The organism is Candidatus Poribacteria bacterium, assembly GCA_009839745.1.
Taxonomy (GTDB): Bacteria; Poribacteria; WGA-4E; order WGA-4E; family WGA-3G; genus WGA-3G.
Genome location: VXPE01000051.1, coordinates 1 through 18,855, shown reverse-complemented (window position 1 = coordinate 18,855; position 18,855 = coordinate 1). Strand labels below are relative to the sequence as shown.

Annotated in this window: 19 protein-coding genes; 8 read left to right on the top strand and 11 right to left on the bottom strand. The window is 45.3% G+C overall.

Annotated elements, in window-relative coordinates; genetic code table 11:
* The first annotated feature begins 262 nt into the window (after positions 1 to 262).
* The 8 genes from F4X88_08635 to F4X88_08600 all read left to right on the top strand — a co-directional run bounded on the left by F4X88_08635 (position 263) and on the right by F4X88_08600 (position 8,778).
* Complete coding sequence (locus F4X88_08635; protein ID MYA56346.1) at positions 263 to 1,456, top strand: hypothetical protein; 1,194 nt, start codon at positions 263 to 265, stop codon at positions 1,454 to 1,456.
* 18 nt (positions 1,457 to 1,474) lie between these two features.
* Positions 1,475 to 2,362 carry a hypothetical protein gene (locus F4X88_08630; protein ID MYA56345.1) on the top strand — a complete coding sequence of 296 codons (888 nt, stop codon included), beginning with the start codon at positions 1,475 to 1,477 and terminating at the stop codon, positions 2,360 to 2,362.
* Between the two features lie 232 nt (positions 2,363 to 2,594).
* Positions 2,595 to 3,068, top strand: coding sequence for a hypothetical protein (locus F4X88_08625; protein MYA56344.1), 474 nt, complete (start codon positions 2,595 to 2,597; stop codon positions 3,066 to 3,068).
* Between the two features lie 196 nt (positions 3,069 to 3,264).
* Positions 3,265 to 4,668 (top strand): 3-isopropylmalate dehydratase large subunit, encoded by a 1,404-nt coding sequence (leuC, locus tag F4X88_08620; GenBank protein ID MYA56343.1) that lies wholly within the window; start codon positions 3,265 to 3,267, stop codon positions 4,666 to 4,668.
* Between the two features lie 107 nt (positions 4,669 to 4,775).
* Positions 4,776 to 5,357, top strand: coding sequence for a 3-isopropylmalate dehydratase small subunit (gene leuD / locus F4X88_08615; GenBank protein MYA56342.1), 582 nt, complete (start codon positions 4,776 to 4,778; stop codon positions 5,355 to 5,357).
* Positions 5,358 to 5,604: 247 nt separating this feature from the next.
* Complete coding sequence (locus F4X88_08610) at positions 5,605 to 7,104, top strand: IMP dehydrogenase (protein MYA56341.1); 1,500 nt, start codon at positions 5,605 to 5,607, stop codon at positions 7,102 to 7,104.
* Positions 7,105 to 7,200: 96 nt separating this feature from the next.
* Complete coding sequence (locus F4X88_08605; protein MYA56340.1) at positions 7,201 to 7,995, top strand: hypothetical protein; 795 nt, start codon at positions 7,201 to 7,203, stop codon at positions 7,993 to 7,995.
* A gap of 15 nt (positions 7,996 to 8,010) precedes the next feature.
* The gene (locus tag F4X88_08600; protein MYA56339.1) at positions 8,011 to 8,778 is read left to right on the top strand and encodes a hypothetical protein; all 768 of its coding nucleotides are present in this window, start codon (positions 8,011 to 8,013) and stop codon (positions 8,776 to 8,778) included.
* 30 nt (positions 8,779 to 8,808) lie between these two features.
* On the opposite strand, the gene F4X88_08595 is transcribed toward F4X88_08600, so the two are convergent.
* The 11 genes from F4X88_08595 to F4X88_08545 all read right to left on the bottom strand — a co-directional run bounded on the left by F4X88_08595 (position 8,809) and on the right by F4X88_08545 (position 18,660).
* A complete protein-coding gene (locus tag F4X88_08595) occupies positions 8,809 to 9,501 on the bottom strand; it encodes a polysaccharide deacetylase family protein (protein MYA56338.1) in 693 nt (230 codons plus the stop codon).
* Positions 9,498 to 10,214 carry a beta-carotene ketolase gene (locus F4X88_08590; protein MYA56337.1) on the bottom strand — a complete coding sequence of 239 codons (717 nt, stop codon included), beginning with the start codon at positions 10,212 to 10,214 and terminating at the stop codon, positions 9,498 to 9,500. The genes F4X88_08595 and F4X88_08590 overlap by 4 nt, the downstream gene beginning before the upstream one ends.
* 4 nt (positions 10,215 to 10,218) lie before the next feature.
* On the bottom strand, positions 10,219 to 10,953 hold the full coding sequence (locus tag F4X88_08585; protein ID MYA56336.1) for a carotenoid biosynthesis protein: 735 nt from the start codon (positions 10,951 to 10,953) through the stop codon (positions 10,219 to 10,221).
* A 71-nt stretch (positions 10,954 to 11,024) separates the two neighbouring features.
* The gene (locus F4X88_08580; GenBank protein ID MYA56335.1) at positions 11,025 to 12,131 is read right to left on the bottom strand and encodes a glycosyltransferase; all 1,107 of its coding nucleotides are present in this window, start codon (positions 12,129 to 12,131) and stop codon (positions 11,025 to 11,027) included.
* Between the two features lie 15 nt (positions 12,132 to 12,146).
* Entirely contained in the window at positions 12,147 to 12,806 is a 660-nt protein-coding gene (locus F4X88_08575; GenBank protein MYA56334.1) for a hypothetical protein, read from the bottom strand.
* Positions 12,803 to 13,732, bottom strand: coding sequence for a phytoene/squalene synthase family protein (locus F4X88_08570; GenBank protein MYA56333.1), 930 nt, complete (start codon positions 13,730 to 13,732; stop codon positions 12,803 to 12,805). The genes F4X88_08575 and F4X88_08570 overlap by 4 nt, the downstream gene beginning before the upstream one ends.
* Positions 13,729 to 15,222 carry a phytoene desaturase gene (crtI, locus tag F4X88_08565; GenBank protein ID MYA56332.1) on the bottom strand — a complete coding sequence of 498 codons (1,494 nt, stop codon included), beginning with the start codon at positions 15,220 to 15,222 and terminating at the stop codon, positions 13,729 to 13,731. Before crtI (F4X88_08565) ends, F4X88_08570 begins: the two co-directional genes overlap by 4 nt.
* Before the next feature lie 45 nt (positions 15,223 to 15,267).
* A complete protein-coding gene (crtI, locus tag F4X88_08560) occupies positions 15,268 to 16,749 on the bottom strand; it encodes a phytoene desaturase (protein ID MYA56331.1) in 1,482 nt (493 codons plus the stop codon).
* Between the two features lie 93 nt (positions 16,750 to 16,842).
* Positions 16,843 to 17,541 (bottom strand): lycopene cyclase domain-containing protein, encoded by a 699-nt coding sequence (locus F4X88_08555; protein ID MYA56330.1) that lies wholly within the window; start codon positions 17,539 to 17,541, stop codon positions 16,843 to 16,845.
* Between the two features lie 17 nt (positions 17,542 to 17,558).
* Positions 17,559 to 18,038 (bottom strand): hypothetical protein, encoded by a 480-nt coding sequence (locus F4X88_08550; GenBank protein MYA56329.1) that lies wholly within the window; start codon positions 18,036 to 18,038, stop codon positions 17,559 to 17,561.
* Positions 18,039 to 18,123: 85 nt separating this feature from the next.
* A complete protein-coding gene (locus tag F4X88_08545; GenBank protein MYA56328.1) occupies positions 18,124 to 18,660 on the bottom strand; it encodes an isopentenyl-diphosphate Delta-isomerase in 537 nt (178 codons plus the stop codon).
* Between the last annotated feature and the right edge of the window lie 195 nt (positions 18,661 to 18,855).

Here is an 18,855-nt window from a genome sequence, read left to right as displayed (position 1 = left end):
AAAAGGGTTCTCTTTCTTCAAAAAATTCAGAAATTAATTATCAAACTCACGTTTTTTAGGATACTGGTGGAGTGAAGCCAAAGGTCGTGAAGGAATTAAATACGAGGGAGGTGCTAAAACAGTCAATGATATTATTACCCCGCTGTTTGATCCGAAGGACTTAGATAATGATAGGAAAATAAACACGGCAATTAAACTTAACTTTATCGGTGAAACTATCGTTTCACTATCCGAATACTGCCGCTATGCCAAACTCACCGATATGTTGAATTTTAGCCGCGTAGATTTTGATAAAATCATTAGTTTAAACCCTCAACAGAATATTGAAACGCAATGGCCATTAGTGAAGTTAGGAGATGAAATAGAAACGATTGAAACTGGAAATAGACCTGAAGGCGGTGTTGAAAATATATCGGGCGGTGCCTGGAGTCTCGGCGGTGAACATATACATCCAACGACTGGAATGGTTAACTTGAGCACACCTAAATATGTTCCGTTGGATTTTTACCACGGCAGTAGTAGAGGTATATTGCAGGAAAATGATATTTTGCTGTGCAAAGATGGAGCTTTAACGGGAAAAATTGCACTTTTAAGGGAAGAACTGAATAATGAAAAAGCAATGGTAAATGAACATGTTTTTCTTTTGAGGTGTGTGTCACGATTAAAACAACTCTATATTTTTTATTTTCTTTTTTCTGAAAACGGGCAAAATTTGCTAAAACAAAACGTTACAGGCTCTGCCCAAGGCGGAATAAATTCGACCAACCTTAAAGAGATAAAAATCCCTCTCCCATCGATCCAAATTCAACAGCGGATTTCTGATGAATGTGAGGCAATAGATCAGGAGGCCGACCAAGCCCGCCAAACCATCACCAATTCTAAACAGCGAATTGAGGAAGTAGTTAGTTCTGTTGGAAAAACGTCAATGTTGAACGAGATAGTTGACAGAGTATCGGACATTATTAACCCAAAAGAGGAAAATGGTTCTGTTTACTATGTTGGCTTAGAAAACATTGAAAGTCAAACGGGGGCACTTCAAGGAAACCCTCAGTCTGATTTTTCTATGATAAAAAGCAATAAGAACGTTTTTCGTAAAGGCGATATCTTATACGGCAAACTCAGACCTAATTTGAATAAAGTTCATTTAGCACAGGGAGATGGAATCTGTTCAACTGATATATTGGTGTTTAGACCTTATAACCCAAACTTGGCTACTTTTTACAAATACTATTTTCTCTCTGAAGGGTTCAATTCTGAGGTGATCAAGACGGTTAGCGGTCAACAATTCCCCAGAACATCTTGGGAAAAAATAAATAGAATTCTTGTTCCCTCGCTTGATATTCCACAGCGATTATCTGTACAAGTCGAGCAATTAGAAGCGAAAATCACCCAAGCTCAAACTGTGATTGATAATGCCACTGAGCGTAAAAATGCCATCCTTGCAAAGTATCTATAAAAAATGAGACCCACTATAATTGACCACAATAAGCAAGAACAAGCACAGACAGAAGGCACCTACCAGACTCTTTCTGAGTTTCTGCAAAGCACCCCTCCGAATCAATGGAGGCATATCTCGAATTTATTTATGCAACACACAGGTCCATACGGTAATGTTATTAAGGAAATCAACACACCTGAGTTGGAACTTCATTGTTCATCTGATTCGTGCAATGGTGTTCGATTTTTCCGTTGCACTAAGGTTTTTTCAAATCCAGGGCCACATTTAGAAGAAAATAGTTCCAATTATCTGTATGTTACCTATCAATGCTCTAATTGCCAAATGAATCAAAAAGTGTATTCTTTGGCAGTGATGCTTTTTACAGATGAACAATCCTACGAGATGTGTTGCAAACTTGGTGAACTTCCGTCTTACAGACCGCCTATCCCACCAAGACTTATCAAACTAATCGGCCCAGATAAGGATGTTTTTATAAAGGGACGCAATTGCGAGAATCAGGGGCTTGGTATAGGTGCTTTTACTTACTATCGGCGGGTAGTGGAGAACCAAAAGAATAGGATTTTGGAGGCAATTGTCAAAGTATCTGAGAAAATCGGGGTGCCACAAGATAAAATTGATACATTACGTGAAGCGATTCAAGAGACTCAATTCAGCAAAGCCCTTGAAATGGCAAAGGATGTCATGCCAGAAAGTCTATTGATTGATGGTCATAGCCCAATACGTTTGTTGTATCGTGCACTTAGTCGGGGTGTGCACGAATTATCCGATGAGGAATGCCTAAAACTTGCTAACAGCATTAGACTTGTACTGGGCGAACTGTCTGAAAGGTTATCCACTGTCTTAAAAGACAAAACGGAACTAACAGAAGCTATATCCACATTAATGCATCACAAAAGCAGCTAACAACGGTTGTGAAGTTCTCAAGGTTTTCGCGTAGAATCCGGTTCGGTTAGGAAACCGAACCTACCGGACCTGGGGGATCTCTTGTAAAACCCGGTTCGGTTGGGAAACCGAATCTACCGGACCTGGAGGATCCTCAATTGACACATAAAGTGCGGTTTCCTAACCGCACGAGACATCCCAGGCCCGGTAGGTGCGATTTCCTAATCGCACCGAATAATGAGAGAAACCAGATATGACCAGCTCTCCCAAATACCGAAGCCACAACCGACATAAAGGTAGGGTTTCAATACCAGGGGCATATTACCACATCATTATTTGCACACATCAACGACAGAAGATTCTCGCCGATAACAAAGTCGCATCAATTATCTTCGATACATTTGACTGGTTAGAAACACAGAACCGTCTTGAATGGATATGCATCATGGTAATGCCAGACCATGTACACACGGCTATGAAGCTTGAAGAGGGACAGACACTCTCAAAAGTTTTGCATTCTTTGAAGCTCTTTACTGCACGCAAAATTAACGAACACCTATCTCAAAACGGATCCCTTTGGCAGAAAGGTTATACTGATTGGGGAATTCGGAAGGAGGCAACATTAAACAAAACTATTCATTATTGCTACATGAACCCTGTAAGAAACGGGATAGTGGCATCATCGCAAGATTATCCATATTGGCGGTGTAAATTCGAGATGGAGTAATTCTCTCCCGATGTGCGGTTAGGAAACCGCACCTACGGGCCTGAGGTAAGGTTTCGCGGACGATCCAGTGCGGTTGGGAAACCGCACCTACCAGACTGGGAGGTTCTTTATTTTATTTGAATTTTCAAGGGGCATTGTGTATAATTAATTCTGTTTTTATTTTTCCTAAAGACAAACAGAGGTGATAAACAAAGATATGAAAACACAAACGATGTATGAAAAAATATGGGAGGCGCATCTCGTTCGTGCCTCCGCAGACGCAGTGCCGATCCTCTATATCGACACGCATCTCGTCCATGAAGTCACATCCCCACAAGCGTTTGAGGGGTTAAGGCTCAACAATAGGAAGGTGCGCCGCCCGGATCTAACGTTCGCCACGATGGATCACAACGTCCCGACAACGGATAGGTCGCTGCCCATCACCGATCTGATTGCCGCAAAACAGATGGAAACACTCGCCCAAAACTGCACTGAGTTTGACATCCCGCTCTACGACATCGACAGTCCTGAGCAAGGTATCGTGCATGTCATCGGACCCGAACTCGGCATCACGTTGCCTGGTAAGACCATCGTCTGCGGGGACAGCCATACCTCCACACACGGTGCACTCGGTGCACTCGCTTTCGGCATCGGCACGAGCGAGATTGAGCATGTCCTCGCTACGCAATGTCTCCTCCAACAGAAGTCGGAAACCTTTGAGATTCGGATTGATGGCACACTCCCCTACGGCGTGACGGCAAAAGACATCATTCTCTCTATTATCGGACATATCGGTATTGATGGCGGTAACGGTGCCGTTGTTGAATACACAGGCTCCGCTATCCGTGCCCTTAGCATTGAGGAACGGATGACCGTTTGCAATATGTCGATTGAGGCGGGGGCACGTGCGGGTATGATTGCCCCCGATGATACGACATACGAATACATCGCGGGTAAACGGTTCGCACCGAAAGGTGAAGCATTTGACGCTGCGGTTGAAGAGTGGAAGCAACTCCCTACTGACGACGGGGCGACCTATGATCGGACGTTACAACTCGATGCTGCGGAAATCGAACCGCAGGTGACGTGGGGCACAAACCCGGGTATGGTGACCGATGTGACAGGACATGTACCGGACCCCGCAGACATGGCAACAGTCGACGAAAAGACTGCAACCGAACACGCATTGGCGTATATGGATCTCACACCCGGCACACCTATCACAGATATTCCGGTGGATAGAGTGTTCATCGGTAGTTGCACCAACTCCCGTATCAGTGATTTACGCGCTGCCGCAGAAGTCGCGAAGGGTAGAAAAGTCGCGGACACTGTTAGCGCGATGGTCGTTCCCGGTTCACAGGCTGTCAAACGTCAGGCGGAGGTGGAAGGGCTTGACGAGATTTTCCGTGCCGCGGGTTTTGAGTGGCGTGAAGCCGGTTGTAGTATGTGTCTCGGCATGAATCCTGATACGCTGATGCCGGGTCAACGCTGTGCCAGCACATCGAATCGGAATTTTGAAGGCAGACAGGGCAAAGGTGGACGCACGCACCTTGTCAGTCCGCAGATGGCGGCTGCGACTGCTGTCACAGGGCATTTTGTGGATATCCGAACCTTCAGATAGGTTCTTGATCAGTTTCAGCAGCCCGTAATGTAATGGAGGGCGGATATACGAGAAGTCACATCAAAACTTCAGACTCACCTGACCGAACCGCAAGGAAAAATTAAAAAATGGAAGCATTCAAAGAACACGTTGGACGTGTTGTCCCACTTGACCGGATTAACGTTGATACCGACCAAATTATCCCGAAACAATTCCTAAAACGGATTGAACGGACGGGCTTCGGTGAATTTCTCTTTTACGATTGGCGTTACTTGGAGAATGGTGATCCAAACCGAGAGTTCGTGTTGAACCTCCCACGCTACGCGGGGGCAAGTATCCTCATCGCAGGCGTGAACTTCGGTTGCGGGAGCTCGCGCGAACACGCGCCGTGGGCACTCCAGCAGTATGGCTTCAAAGCGATTCTCGCGCCCTCATTTGCCGATATTTTCCGCAATAATTGCTACAAGAACGGTATTCTCCCGATAGCCTTGTCTGCGGATGTTATCACATCACTCAGTCAAGAAGCACACGCCACTGAAGGCTACCAACTGATGATAGACTTGGAGCAGCAATCGGTGATCTGCGCTGATGGCACCGCCCACACTTTTGAAATCGGCGATTTTGAGAAATATTGCCTGTTGAATGGACTCGATGAAATCGGTTGGACTTTGCAATATGAAGCAGACATTGCTGCTTACGAAAATCAATAGGTTAGTTTCCATAATCGGGATCTATAAGGAACTCATGGGATTGAGAATTTTAGATTTTCGTTCAGCAGATTCCCAAACATTATCTACGTTGTTGGATACTCATGACAAAGACTTGAAGAAATCAGGCACGTGTGGATTAACCATAACAGTGCCTGTTTTCATTTATTTGACGAGATTCGGTGTATTGATGGCATAGATTCTAATTTTATAGGATCGCTTTTTTGTTTTTTCACAGGAGGAATAAACGATGGCTCACTATTTTTCTGAAGCAAGCCGGACTTTCAGTGAATACTTGCTTTTACCTAATTTAACGACGAAGGAGTGTATCCCTGAAAATGTTGTCCTGAGAACCCCTCTGGTGAAATTTAAAGTGGGGCAAGAACCGTCTCTGGAGGTGAATATTCCCTTTGCTTCGGCAATCATGCAAGCCGTTTCGGACCACAATTTGGGGATTGCACTGGCGAGACAGGGTGGGGTATCCTTTATTTATGGATCCCAAGGTATTGAAGAGCAGGTAGCGATGGTCCGAGCCGTTAAAAACCACAAAGCCGGTTTCGTCGTCAGTGACTCAAATTTAAAGTGTGATAATACAATAGAAGATGTCGTGAAACTCACTCAAGAAACAGGACACTCGACGATTGCTGTAACCGAAGATGGTTCCCCATCAGGTGAGCTACTCGGACTCATAACGGATAAGGACTATCGATTGAGTCGAGTGGATTTAAACGCCAAAATCAGAGAATTCATGACACCTTTCTCTCAACTGATTGTTGGGAAAAAAGGAATTACGATTGAGGGTGCCAACGATCTCATTTGGGAACGCAAGATAAATTGTCTACCGATTGTTGATGAAAATCGTAAACTGGTCCATTTGGTCTTCAGGAAAGATTACGATGATCACAAGAAGAATCCCCTTGAATCTATAGATTCCCAGAAAAGACTCGTCGTTGGTGCCGGTATTAATACACGAGATTATAAAGAGAGAGTCCCCGCATTGGTGTCAGCGGGGGTCGATATTATTTGTGTTGATTCTTCTGAAGGGTATACGGAGTGGCAATCAGACACCATAAAATTCATTAAAGATAAATACAAGGGGACTGTGAAAGTGGGCGGTGGGAATGTTGTTCATGGAGATGCATTTATGTATCTGGTGGAAGCCGGTGCTGATTTTATAAAGGTAGGTATCGGTGGGGGTGCTATCTGTATCACAAGGGAACAGAAAGGGATTGGTCGTGGGCAAGCGACTGCCGTCATTGAAGTCGCTCGGCAAAGGGACCTGTATTTGAAGGAAACCGGTGTCTATGTCCCGATTTGCTCAGATGGGGGTATCTTCCAAGATTATCATATCGGTTTGGCACTTGCCATGGGTGCGGATTTCGTGATGATGGGCAGATATTTTGCGAGATTTGATGAAAGTCCGAGTAAATTGAGAAAACTGGGTATGAATACGGTGAAGGAATACTGGGGAGAAGGCACAAGACGTGCCTCGAACTGGCAACGTTACCATGAGGGCGGCGGTCCAGAATTATTGTTCGAGGAGGGTGCTGATGCTTATGTGCCTTATGCGGGAAAGATGAACGATAATTTGAAAACGACTCTGGCGAAGATCCGGTCGCTCATGTGTAATTGTGGGGCGATATCGCTGCCGGAATTCCGTCAAAAAGCGAGATTCGTGTTAGTATCTTCAGCGAGTATTCGTGAAGGCGGTGTTCACGATATTATTCCGAGAACGACGCAGGATGGATAACTGGCAAAGGTGCATCCAAAGTTGTGTATAGATGAATCATTGCCGCCTTCTGACAGCAATGGTATCCTGTGCCAAAAAAGAAGTTCATAGCGAAAAATGAAAACTTTCAACAACAGAATTGCACTTAATCTTGATGCTGATGCAGAAGTGACCGTCAAAGGTTTCATCGCTCCGATTGAGTATTCCTCATATAACTTTCATGTAGAGTGGGACACCTTGGCAAACCTGCGAGTTGCTGAGCGAGAAAAACAGCATCCCATCTCAATCTTCTGTGATTTTCTTCCCAAGGAAGCCGTCTCCGTCGGTGTGCCTTGGGAGATTGAGCATACCGGTGCTCTGGAATTGCTGAAGCAACTTCACCCAAATCCATCTCTGAGTATGCGTGCGGATCTGCAGTACTGTAAGACCGAATCTCAAGGACTGTGGGCATGCCTCCGCGCCTATAGCGATAAATTTGCCGACATTGTATTCCGTATTCACGCGCAATTCGATCTAAAGGACGGTTGGTTCACGCCTTCCCAGTTTACGGGGCATCTTGTTATTGATAGAGTTCAAAAGTCCGTTGCTTTCTTTCAGATGTACGTTCCTAAAGGCACTCTAAACTTTGGTGCTAAATGGAAGATTGATCCAAACGAGGAGGGTTATATTACGGATGGCGGCTTCTGCCCACAAATGGAACTCCGCGCCAGGATAGAAGATGTTGTGCAAAATATCGAATTCACAGAATCCATTACACAAGAAGAAGTGGAACACAAATTGATACGCTGCTTCTATAAATCGCAACAAATTAACTGGGTGTCCCTGGAAGAAGCCCTGGAAATGGCACCCGCGCAACAGAAACCGATCTACGCTATTTCCATAGATGGACCGCTCTTCGATGAATCCTGCTGAGGAAGCGGGAAACACTTGAGGGCAGGTGTCCTCTCTCATAAACAAATCATTGAATTCTTGAACGATAATTTCATCAATATTTGGGTAGGCAATGCTGATTTAGGACGTATCCATAGTTTGCGGGAACCGATTGCCAAAAGACGCGAACGCGAAGGCAAGACATTTGACACAACACACCCCTTGGCACAAGCGGTTATCAAGGGATGGAAAACCGGATCAAAAAAAGGGTCATCGGTGGATTGTTTGGTTATCTCGTCAGAATTTGAACTGATGGGCAGACAACCCGTTAGTGAACTCCGCGAAGATATTAAACTTAATAGAGACCGAAGTAATGCGTATTACCTAACATTTTTCAAGGAAGCTTTGGCAGGAAAACAGCCTGGGTTAGGTAATATTGTCCTAAGTCATGAACAACCATCGCAGAAGGTATTGGATATTTTTCGGACTCCAACGGCTCGAAACTATCAGGATTATACCGTAATCGTAATTGATGCCACCGCGTTTGAAAACGGCGGCACACTCGTTATTGATATTGAAATCGGTAGGGAGGAGGGGGAAGCAGCATTCTATCTGTTTGATGGTGATAAAGAACTTTCTACAGAAGAAGAATCACCTAAAGACAAAATTACTTGGGGGTGGGGTGAACCCGGGGACACCCGCCAAATCACGCATGCTTTCGACCGAGGTCAATTTTTTAAGTTGGGTGTTACCGGACATTGGGAAAGAGATGAACCGTGTATTAACGCCTTTCACGCAAAAATCTCTGTGGAAGTGATAGACTAAGGAAAGTAGGACGCAGGCTAACAGCCTACGCTACGAAAAACTGACATCCAACAACCGCACAAATTGGTATCCATCCTGTTTAAGTGCCGTGATGATTTGATCCGTCGCCGCAATCGTCCCCGAACGATTTGCACTCTTATTCTCTGCTTTCCCATCGTGTAGAACAATAATCGAACCCGGCTTTGTCTTCTTCAATACCGCTTTAGTGATTCTGTCGGGGTTCTGCGTCGTCCAATCCCAACTCCATACATTGCAACTGATATGCGCTCGATTGTCTTTCGCGAGCACTGATGCGACTGGCAGAAACCGTGTCAATAGAGGTGCGCGGAATACAGCTTTATCCGTAATATTGAACTGTTGTAGTAAATTATCCGTGCGTTCAATCTCCCATCGGACAGAGGTAGGTGGTAGGAAACCGAGTAGCGGATGGGTATAGGTGTGGTTGCCGATTTGGTGTCCTTCAGCGATCATCCGATTTACTGTTTCGAGATGTTTTTCAATCCGATTTCCGATCAGGAAGAATGTCGCTTTGACGTTGTGCTTGGCGAGGACATCAAGTAACCGTTCAGTGTAAGGTGGATTCGGTCCATCGTCGTAGGTGAGCGCGACAATCCGCTGATCCGTGTTCAGCCGAACGATATTCCTTCCAAACGGCGGTCTAAAGAACAACCACAGCAGTATCACTGCTACAAATGTTCCAACAACTATGAGGATAGGGTTCATCCGGGGTGCGTCCTCATTCTACGTATAGCTGGCAGATGCCACCAAGGAATATAAGGATACTCATGGTGTTCCCAGTGATACCCGAAGTGATAACAGGTGATAAACGACCAAAATATCGAATACGCATTACTTTTGGCTCGGTGTGGGTTGTCATAACCACTTTCTGGTGTTTGGTGTGGCAGGTAGGTCCCAAAATAAAATAATTGCACTGTGCTAAGGAGGGCGGGAGAAACCCAGAACAGTATAAGATTGACCGTAGAAATTGCCAAGAGATACTCCATGATTTGAAAGACAATCGCCATACCGACTATCTGCTGCCAACTCAGATATTCTTTCATGAAATGGAAATACCACGCCAAGAAGCCGGTATGGTGTCCGTCGTGAAAATCTGGATCTGTATCGCTGGCGGGTGTTCGGTGGTGCGTCCAATGTTTTTTTAATAATTTGCGGTATGAAAACAGGGCGTATAGCCTGACAGCGATTGCACCCATTACGTTGTTAAGGCGCGGATGCGTCGGACAAACTGAACCGTGCATCGCATCGTGTGCCGTGATGAACAGACCCGTGTAAAGAAACGTCTGACAGAGCATCCCTATAGGTATCAGCACGGTGTTGATCTGTGCAACGTCAAGCGCGAGTAAAAGTGTGAGACTCAACCCCCACAGTCCGATAATCGTTACCGCGATGAATAGACCTTTGTTCGTTGTTTTCATGTTTTTAACCCTTCAAAACCACGAGTCCGAAATAGATGAGTTGCGCAAAATAGAAGTGAATCGCGATCGGGGGCAGCCGTCTACAAAAGACTCCTGTTTGTAAGCCAATTGTCGTAAAGATGAAACTTAATCCGAACCACACCAGATAGTTCTGAAAAGGGATATGACTGTTCATCCATGTCCAATAATCCAGTTTCACTGCCGCTGGTTCCATAAGCAGGTCGAAGCAGACCATTAGCAAAGCTACCGAAAACGCTGTTATGAAACGGTTCTCTCTGAGAGATTTCGGGGCAATTTTTTGAGCAACAGTGGTCGAGGCAAGGAGCATCACAAACCACGCGCATCCAATACTGATCGGGACACCACCAATTGATGGACGCAATGTTTGTCCATACAGGTAAGCACCGAAAATTTTGCCTGTCCGAACACCGAGCCACTCAATCCCAAAACTCACGACAACAATTCCGATACTTACGATGAAAAATTTTGCTCGTTCACGCTGTGGATATACCCGCCAGCATTCCCAAAACAGCCATACGCCCAAACCGATCATGATGGGTGAAGCAAGAACTCGCATGATTTCTTGGAACACACCGAGGACATGCCACAATCCACCTGCCCCTAAAAGTAGGTAGAGTGCCCCTATTTTTAGTTTATTCACTCTTTTAATTTTCCTTGCGGGTAAACACCGTGGACTTGAGGTTTGACGTTCCGTTCTGAAATCCGCTTTCCCCTTCATTTCGAGCTACACACTTTGTTCTACATTTTACTTTCCCTTGAGTTTTAACGGCACACGGAGTGTGCCTGCGACTATGAAATCTGTCGCCCTTTCCACTGCAGACGACCGCTTCTAACTTGGTAGAATGAATTGATACCAATCAACAAGGTCAATAGAACACCAAATGGATGTAAAATTATGCTTGTGAAGAAGGGGTGTCTGTATTTGAGTGCCAGCACTGTCCGTATAACGGTGTTCACGACGATAGCACCGATTGCGGGTTCTCTCAGTGGCGCAAACCAGACAGCGATATAGGGTAAAACACATATTGTAAACAGAGCGAAGACTAAACTAAAAAACGGTATCGTCTTGTGGCCGACCAGTCCAAAAAGATTTTTGGAAAATCCGTTCCACACCTCGCTGAACGAATGATACATCCTGCAAGATACCCCGCGCGTTCCCGCGGATGTCAGGATTTTGATACCTCTCTTTTTCGCCAATCGGCTGAGTTCAACGTCCTCAACAATCTGATTTGCCACCGCTTGATGCCCACCAACCCGTTGATATGCCTCACGGGTGAATGCAATCCAGAGACCGCTCGCGGCGGCAAGCGACGGAAAACGACTGAAGTAGGTGAGCCATAAGGGCAATCCTGCGTAAACGAACATGTCAACCACCGGCACGACGAGTTTTTCTCCCAGAGTCACCGTCACTTTCTCTGGAAACGCCGAGAAAAACCCAAGTTCTAACTTCTGCATGTAAGCAACAGTGTTCGCAATCGCGTCCGGTGCCGGACGGTTATCCGCATCGGTGAAAATGAGTATTTCTCCATCGGCATGTTGGCTCAATTGATAGCACGCCCAGTTTTTTCCATTCCACCCCGCTGGTAACGGTTTACCATGAATTGCCTGAACTTCAGGATGCTCTTCGCCGAATTTTTCAATAATCACACCCGTGCGATCCGTCGATTGATCATCGAGCACGTAAATCTTGAAGTTATTGTAGTTTTGAGACAGGAATCCTTTGATACAAGCACCGACGTTGGTTTCTTCGTTGCGCGCCGGGATCAACACCGAAACGCGTGGAGAGCTCTGGAGACCGACCGATTTTTTCAGCATCGGCGCAGTCACAGCGTTAAACAGTGTGACTGTTAGAATCATCGTCAATAGAACTATCGAAATGAGCATTAGGATAAACAAGGCAATACCAACCTTTCAACCCAGCAGATTTTGCCCTTTTTCTTCACGAAGAATCCGCAGGGCGAGCTCATCTAACAACGCTGTTTCAGTCTGTTCGAGCCAATCCATTCCTTGAAACGTTCCTGCATCAAATAAATGAACAGCACCCAACAGAAGGAATGCACTGGGACGTTTTTCTCCGAGGAACTCAGTGCGAATTGCCAAGGACAACACAGTGAGGGGTTTCCCATATTTCTGTAAAATCCATTCAACACCGCGTTTGTAACCGAGAGGTCGCGTGTGCCATGGTACCAGTTGCCCTTGCGGAAAAACGGAAACAAGGGGTGTCTCTTGATTCAGTAATTCCACGGTATATTCAAGGGATTCAATAATACTACGTCGGCGCTCCGGTTCGATTGAATAAGCCCCTATTTTCGCGAAGAATTTGTGCTTCGATAGCTGCTTTTCTAACATCATCAGATAGGCAGTCCGACAAAAGATTTTTTTGTTCAGCAGATAAACGAAGAATCCATCCCACCATGTACTGTGGTTTGGCAGTAGTAGCACCGGTAGATCGTCAGGTATTTTCGGATGTGTTCCTAACAACTGAATCTCGTGAAAATGCCGTTTGAACAGCCCTGTCAGATATGGTTGAAAAATGATGTCCGCCCAAAGACGGTGCTGTGCCCGAATCATTTGTTAATTATCCCGGAGTGGACTGGAAATAGTTTCGCCTGTGCGGATAGAAATTTTGCCCGAAGTCCCTCGTGTAACAGAATCCTGATTTTCTGGGTTGATGGCACAAAGACTCGACTTATAAATGGATCGTAGTTGTGATCTTCAATCTTTCTTAAGATCCCGCGGTAAATTTTAGCAGCCGAATAGATCGCATACTGGGATTCTGTTTCGAGTAAAGAGATACCGGGCATGGCTTCGGTGTAATAGCGATCTGCTCGTTCAACTTGAAATTTCATCAATTCTTTCAAGTGAGGTGTTAGTTTTTCTTCTAAAATGTCTCGCTCCAATACACCGAATCTCACCAAATCTTTTTCTGGTAGATAGATGCGCCCCATATCTTTATCCTCCTTGATGTCCCGCAGGATATTGGTGAGTTGCATGGCAATGCCAAGTTGCTTGGCATACCCAAAGGCGCGTTCATCCTTATAGCCGAGGACGTATGTCATCATCAGACCAACGACAGCAGCGACTCGATAACAGAACAGAGAGAGTTCGTCGAACGTTTTATATCGCGTTTGCTGAAGATCCATGGCAACCCCCTTGAGCAAATCGAGCGGATATTCAATAGGGATACTGTATGCCTTGGCAACGAGGATGAACGCACGAATAATTGGATGTTGAGACTCACCTGTATTGTAAGCAACCTGTAACTCTTCTGTCAAGAGTTGTATCTCTCTAATGATTTCTGTTTCGGTGCGTTGACGTGGTGTATCAATCAGATTGTCGCAGTGTCGGCAGAAACCGTATAATGCGTAAGTCGCCCAACGCTGCTCTTTAGGCAGCATCTTTGCTGAGAAGTAGAAACTTTTTGAATAGTAGGCGGTTATTCTACGAGCATACTCAAAGGCAAACCGATTCTCTTCTGCTTTCCACAACTTGTTCATGATGAACCCTCCTCAATCAAATCTTTAATGACAAGTTTAATCGTCGTTTCTGCTGTCAGCAGGACACCCGGGACCCCTGCACCGGGATGCGTGTTTGCGCCAACAAAGTAGAGTTTCTGTATATCTTCACTTCGGTTATGCGGTCGAAAATACGCTGTCTGTGTCAGTTTTGGTTCAACCCCCCATGCGCTGCCGAGATGGTTGTTGCGTTGCCTTTTGAAATCTGAAGGCGTAAACGTTTCAAGCACTTCAATTGAACGCCTTAGGTCTGTCAGTCCAAAATCATTTTCCAAGAACGTCAGCACTTTGTCCGTATATGCCTCCTTCGTCTTTGCCCAGTTGACGTTGCTCTCCAAATTCGGTACTGGAATCAGGACATACATGCTCTCACAGCCTTCCGGTGCCATTGACGGATCGGTTTGCGATGGAATATGGAGGTACATTGAAAAATCATTCGGAAGCACTTTATTGTCAAAAATATCGGTTACCAGTCCCTTGTATCTTTCGGATAGAATAAGGGTGTGGTGCTTCAGTTGCGGATATTTCTTGCGGACACCGAGATAGAGAAGGAAGGCACTCATCGAATATTGGATCTTTCTGAGTTTCTTGTCGGACCATTTCCTACGATGCTCGGACTTGATGAGTTTTCCGTAAGTATGGACCAGATCGGCATTTGAAATAACACCATCTGCTGCGTAAAATTTTTCGTTTGCAATAACGCCCTTTGCGCACTGATTTTCAACAACAATCCGTTCAACTTCTGCTTTGGTTTCGACGATGCCACCGAGTTTTTTAAATACATTTTCTAATGCCTCAACAAATTTGTACATACCTCCTTTGCAGAACCAGACGCCTCCGGTTTTTTCAAGATACGGGATCATCAGGTAGACAGCGGGTGCTCGGAACGGGTTGCCGCCTATGAACAGCGGATGAAATGAGAAAATGAAGCGGTGACGCGGATCCTCAAAATACTTCTTAACGAAGTCGTAAGCAGGCCTCAATGCTTGAAGTCGTAAAGCACGCGGTAGAAAACCGAGCATCGTTGACAAATCAAATGCGGTCGCGCCTAACCCGTCCGTGATGACAGCATTATAGAGTTGACAAGTATGCGCCATAAACGCGTCGTAATTGTCGGCATCTTTTACGTTGAACCGCGTCATTTGTTGTTTCATCTGTATGCCGTCATCTGTGTAGTCGAGGAATGAACCATCATGAAAGTAGAGGCGATAAAATGGGTCGAGTTTCACCAAATCGAGGTAATCTTCCATCCGCGCATTAGCACACGCAAACACACGCTGAATCAGATTGGGCGCGGTGATGATCGAGGGACCCATATCGAAAGTGTAGCCGCCCTTAACGAGTTGATAGGCATGCCCCCCAACTTTTACGTTCTTTTCCAGAAGTGTGACTTGCATGCCTTTAGCTTGTAGTCGGATCGCTGCTGCGAGACCTCCGAATCCTGAACCGATGATGACAATTTTCCGCTTCATATTTTTAATTATTCCTTACGGAGGAACGACGATATTTGTAAAAAATTAAAAACTGTTTTCTGCAATCAGCGTTGCCGCCATTTTTCCAGATAATATTACTAACGGGATTCCGCCCCCTGGATGCACTGAACCTCCTGCAAAGTAAAGTCCCTCAAGGAGACGGCTTCGATTCGGTAGACGCCTGAATGCGGTGGTTTTGCTATTTGACGATACACCGTAGATACTGCCTTGATTGCTGGCGTAAAGTTCAGAGAAATCCTCTGGTGTGTAGACATGTTCCACCTCAATCTGATCTGCGATGTCGAAACCGAGCTGCTTTAATCTATCTAACACAACCCTCCGCATCCGAATTGTTTCCTTCTCCCACATCTGTCCAGGGACTAAATATGGCATGTTCAACAACACAAACCAATTTTCACCATCAGTTGGCGCGTGCGCCGCGTCCGTTTTGCTGGTGATGGCAATGTAAATAGTCGGTTCATCCGGCACTTGCCGATCTCTGAAAATCTGTTTGAACTCGGTGCTATAGTCGCTGGAAAAGATAATGTTGTGGTGTGCTAAAGTTGAGTGCTTTGCCTTAACACCCCACAGGAATACCATTCCAGACAATGACGGCTCCAATTGATTTAGTTTTTCGCGTTGATGCTGAAGTCCCTCAAGCAATTCGTGATATGCAACGACAGCATCCGCGCCGCATAACACGTAATCGGCATCAATCTTATCTCCATTCACTTGCACCCCACTCACCCGTTTACTATCGTGGCGGATTGTTTCGACTTTCGCTGATGTGTGAATCTGAATGCTTAACTCATACGCCACCGCTTCCAATGCGTCAACCAAGCGGTATATCCCCCCTTTGATGTAATACCCGCCCAATCCGTATTCGATATACGGAATTATGTTAAGGGTCGCGGGAGCTTGGAATGGATCTGAGCCGTTGTAGGTCGCGTAACGATCAAAAAGTTGAACGAGACGCGGATCTGAGAAAAAACGTGAGACGCTCTGGTGAACCGTCCGAAATGGATCAATTTGATGCAGCCGGAACAGTGTCCGAAGATACCGATGTCGCATGAGTTTCCCAAATTCATGGATCGGGGTGAACATAAAGATTTCGGCTGTTAGGTCGTGAATACGTTCTGCGTATTTCAAGAACCCTTCATACGCTTTCACATCGTTCGGGGATAGCTGCGCGATGGCGGTTTTCATTTTCTTCTTATCTGCACTTGCATCCATCACCGCCCCATCGGGGAAGAAGTATCGGCATATTGGATCAACAGGTACGAAATCGAGATAATTCGACCTATTGAACCCAGCGAAATCGAAAAGCTCATCGATGACGGATGGCATTGTCAACAGTGAGGCACCGGTGTCAAACCGATAGTCCATTAACACCATCTCGTTTACCTTACCACCGAGAGTCGGATTCTTCTCAAATAACTGGACGGAGAATCCGAGATGTGCAAGGCGAATCGCACCACTCAGCGCGCCAAGTCCACCGCCAACGACCGCTACTGTTTTATTTTCCATATTTTTAATTATTCCTATCGGTTCGTTCAGGGCGGTTAAGTAAATAACGCGCCTCGACGTAAAACCGCCCTCCAAATGTAAAGCGAAGACGAATTATGCCATACGCCCGTTGTTTCTCCGCAAGGTAAAATTAAAAACTTTTTCGTAGAACATCGCGTTAAAGAGCATCAGCGTGAATCCATATCCGAAATCTTCAATAGGAATTGTCAAAATTCGGTAACCCATTTGATACGCCTCACCATATAAAACCACAGGGCGCGCTGTGAGATAACCGTTGAATATCAAAATCAAACCAACAACAATTCCAAGATAGATATAGGTCTTCAGTTGCATAAGCAGCTCGGTTCTTAACAACGTGTCTGTCAGTCCAACAAGCCCAATACAGCACAGGACTAATCCTGTGTACTGCTTACCTCTGCTGAAAACCCATATACCGATCGGCAGGGCAATGTATAAAACTGTTCCGACATACCGAAGAGGTCTCAGTCGCGTTGATAGCTTCGCATCCGACAATGTTTCCCATACTAACAAGCACCCAAACGGAACTGTGATGAAAAAGAGCCACTCTCCAATCGGCAACCCGAACAACCGGAAGTCAAGCGTATACGCCTTGTTGAAGTGCCAATGTGAACCGGTGACCAGCACGTCCCATATAATATACGGGATCATGACGATTCCATTTGTGAGCAATTTCAATCGCCACTGTGATATGTGCTTAATTTGGCGATTAAATTGCGATACTACGGGTCCAACAGTGACAATGAGATTAAACAAAAGGTATTCAAATTTCATTAATGCGGGACTCGGTGCTACAGTTGTAATCTGTCTTTCAACATTTGGAGATATGTTTTCTGGTTATCCGTCAGTTTCACATTTTCAAGTAAGAACGCAACGACATTTGCGATTAACTTCGGATCATAAGTATCCATCTGCTGTGGCATCAATTTGATAATTTCCCTGAAATCTCGCTGGGCGTCATCACCACGCTTGAAGAAGAATGGAAGATAGTAGCAGGTAGTTCCGTGGATGAACAACGCTTCAATGTCGTTTTGACTTTTCTGCAAGCCGCTATCCATAATTGCTAAACCGCGTCTCGCCCACTTCAGCTTAGTGTGGGGAAAAAATGCGTGCTTGCCTCTGAGCGCGATGAGTGAACCAATATAGACCTGCATCCGTCCGGTGTATTTCGGTTCTGCTGCTCCAATTCGTTTAAACAACGCAATTGCCGGATCAATCTGTTTCTCGTCTTCGATTGCGGCATAGAATTGCTTTCGTGCAATTTCCAGCATTTCTGCTACCGATTTCTGGGACGCAGCACCGTCAACTCGCAGCGAGAAGATCAATGCTATTATCAAACATATATAAACGCGTCTGTTAAATTTCATCGCGAAAACTGATTTTTGGGAAGTGTTCAACAACGCGATCTAACGCCAGTTTGAACCAGTATGTGTAATTTTGGGGGTTTTTCCGAACATCGTGCTTCAACGCGCTTATGTCCATCCACTTCCAGTCATCCACTTCGTCAGGATTCGGAATCGGTTGACCACTATAGTGTCCAACAAAGACATGATCGAGTTCGTGCTCAAATAAGCTATTATCGAGTTGGGTGTGGTAAGTAAATCTGAAAATCTCCTTGAGTTCACAATCGAAACCCATTTCTTCATGGAGTCGTCGCCGCGCTGCGTGATGATACTGTTCACCGGGGCGTGGATGGCTACAGCAGGTGTTCGTCCACAATCCACCGGAGTGATACTTCGTTTGTGCGCGCCTTTGCAGCAGCAATTCCCCTACGGCGTTAAAAACGAAAACCGAAAATGCGCTGTGTAATTTACCATCACGATGGGCTTGTATCTTTTCTTCAATGCCGATTTCTCTTCCCGTCTGGTCAACGAGTATTACGTGCTCTTGCATCATTTATATTTATTCCTTTGCATCGGTTATGTTTCATAAATCGATTTGCTGTCTAACACATCGGTATGATTTTTCAGGTTAAAACTGGGTATGAATCTATAGATATTATTCCATATTGTCTATATTTTGTCAACAAATAATTTGTATAATTTTGCTATAAATCCTATTTTGTATAGAAATTGTGTTGTATAAGAG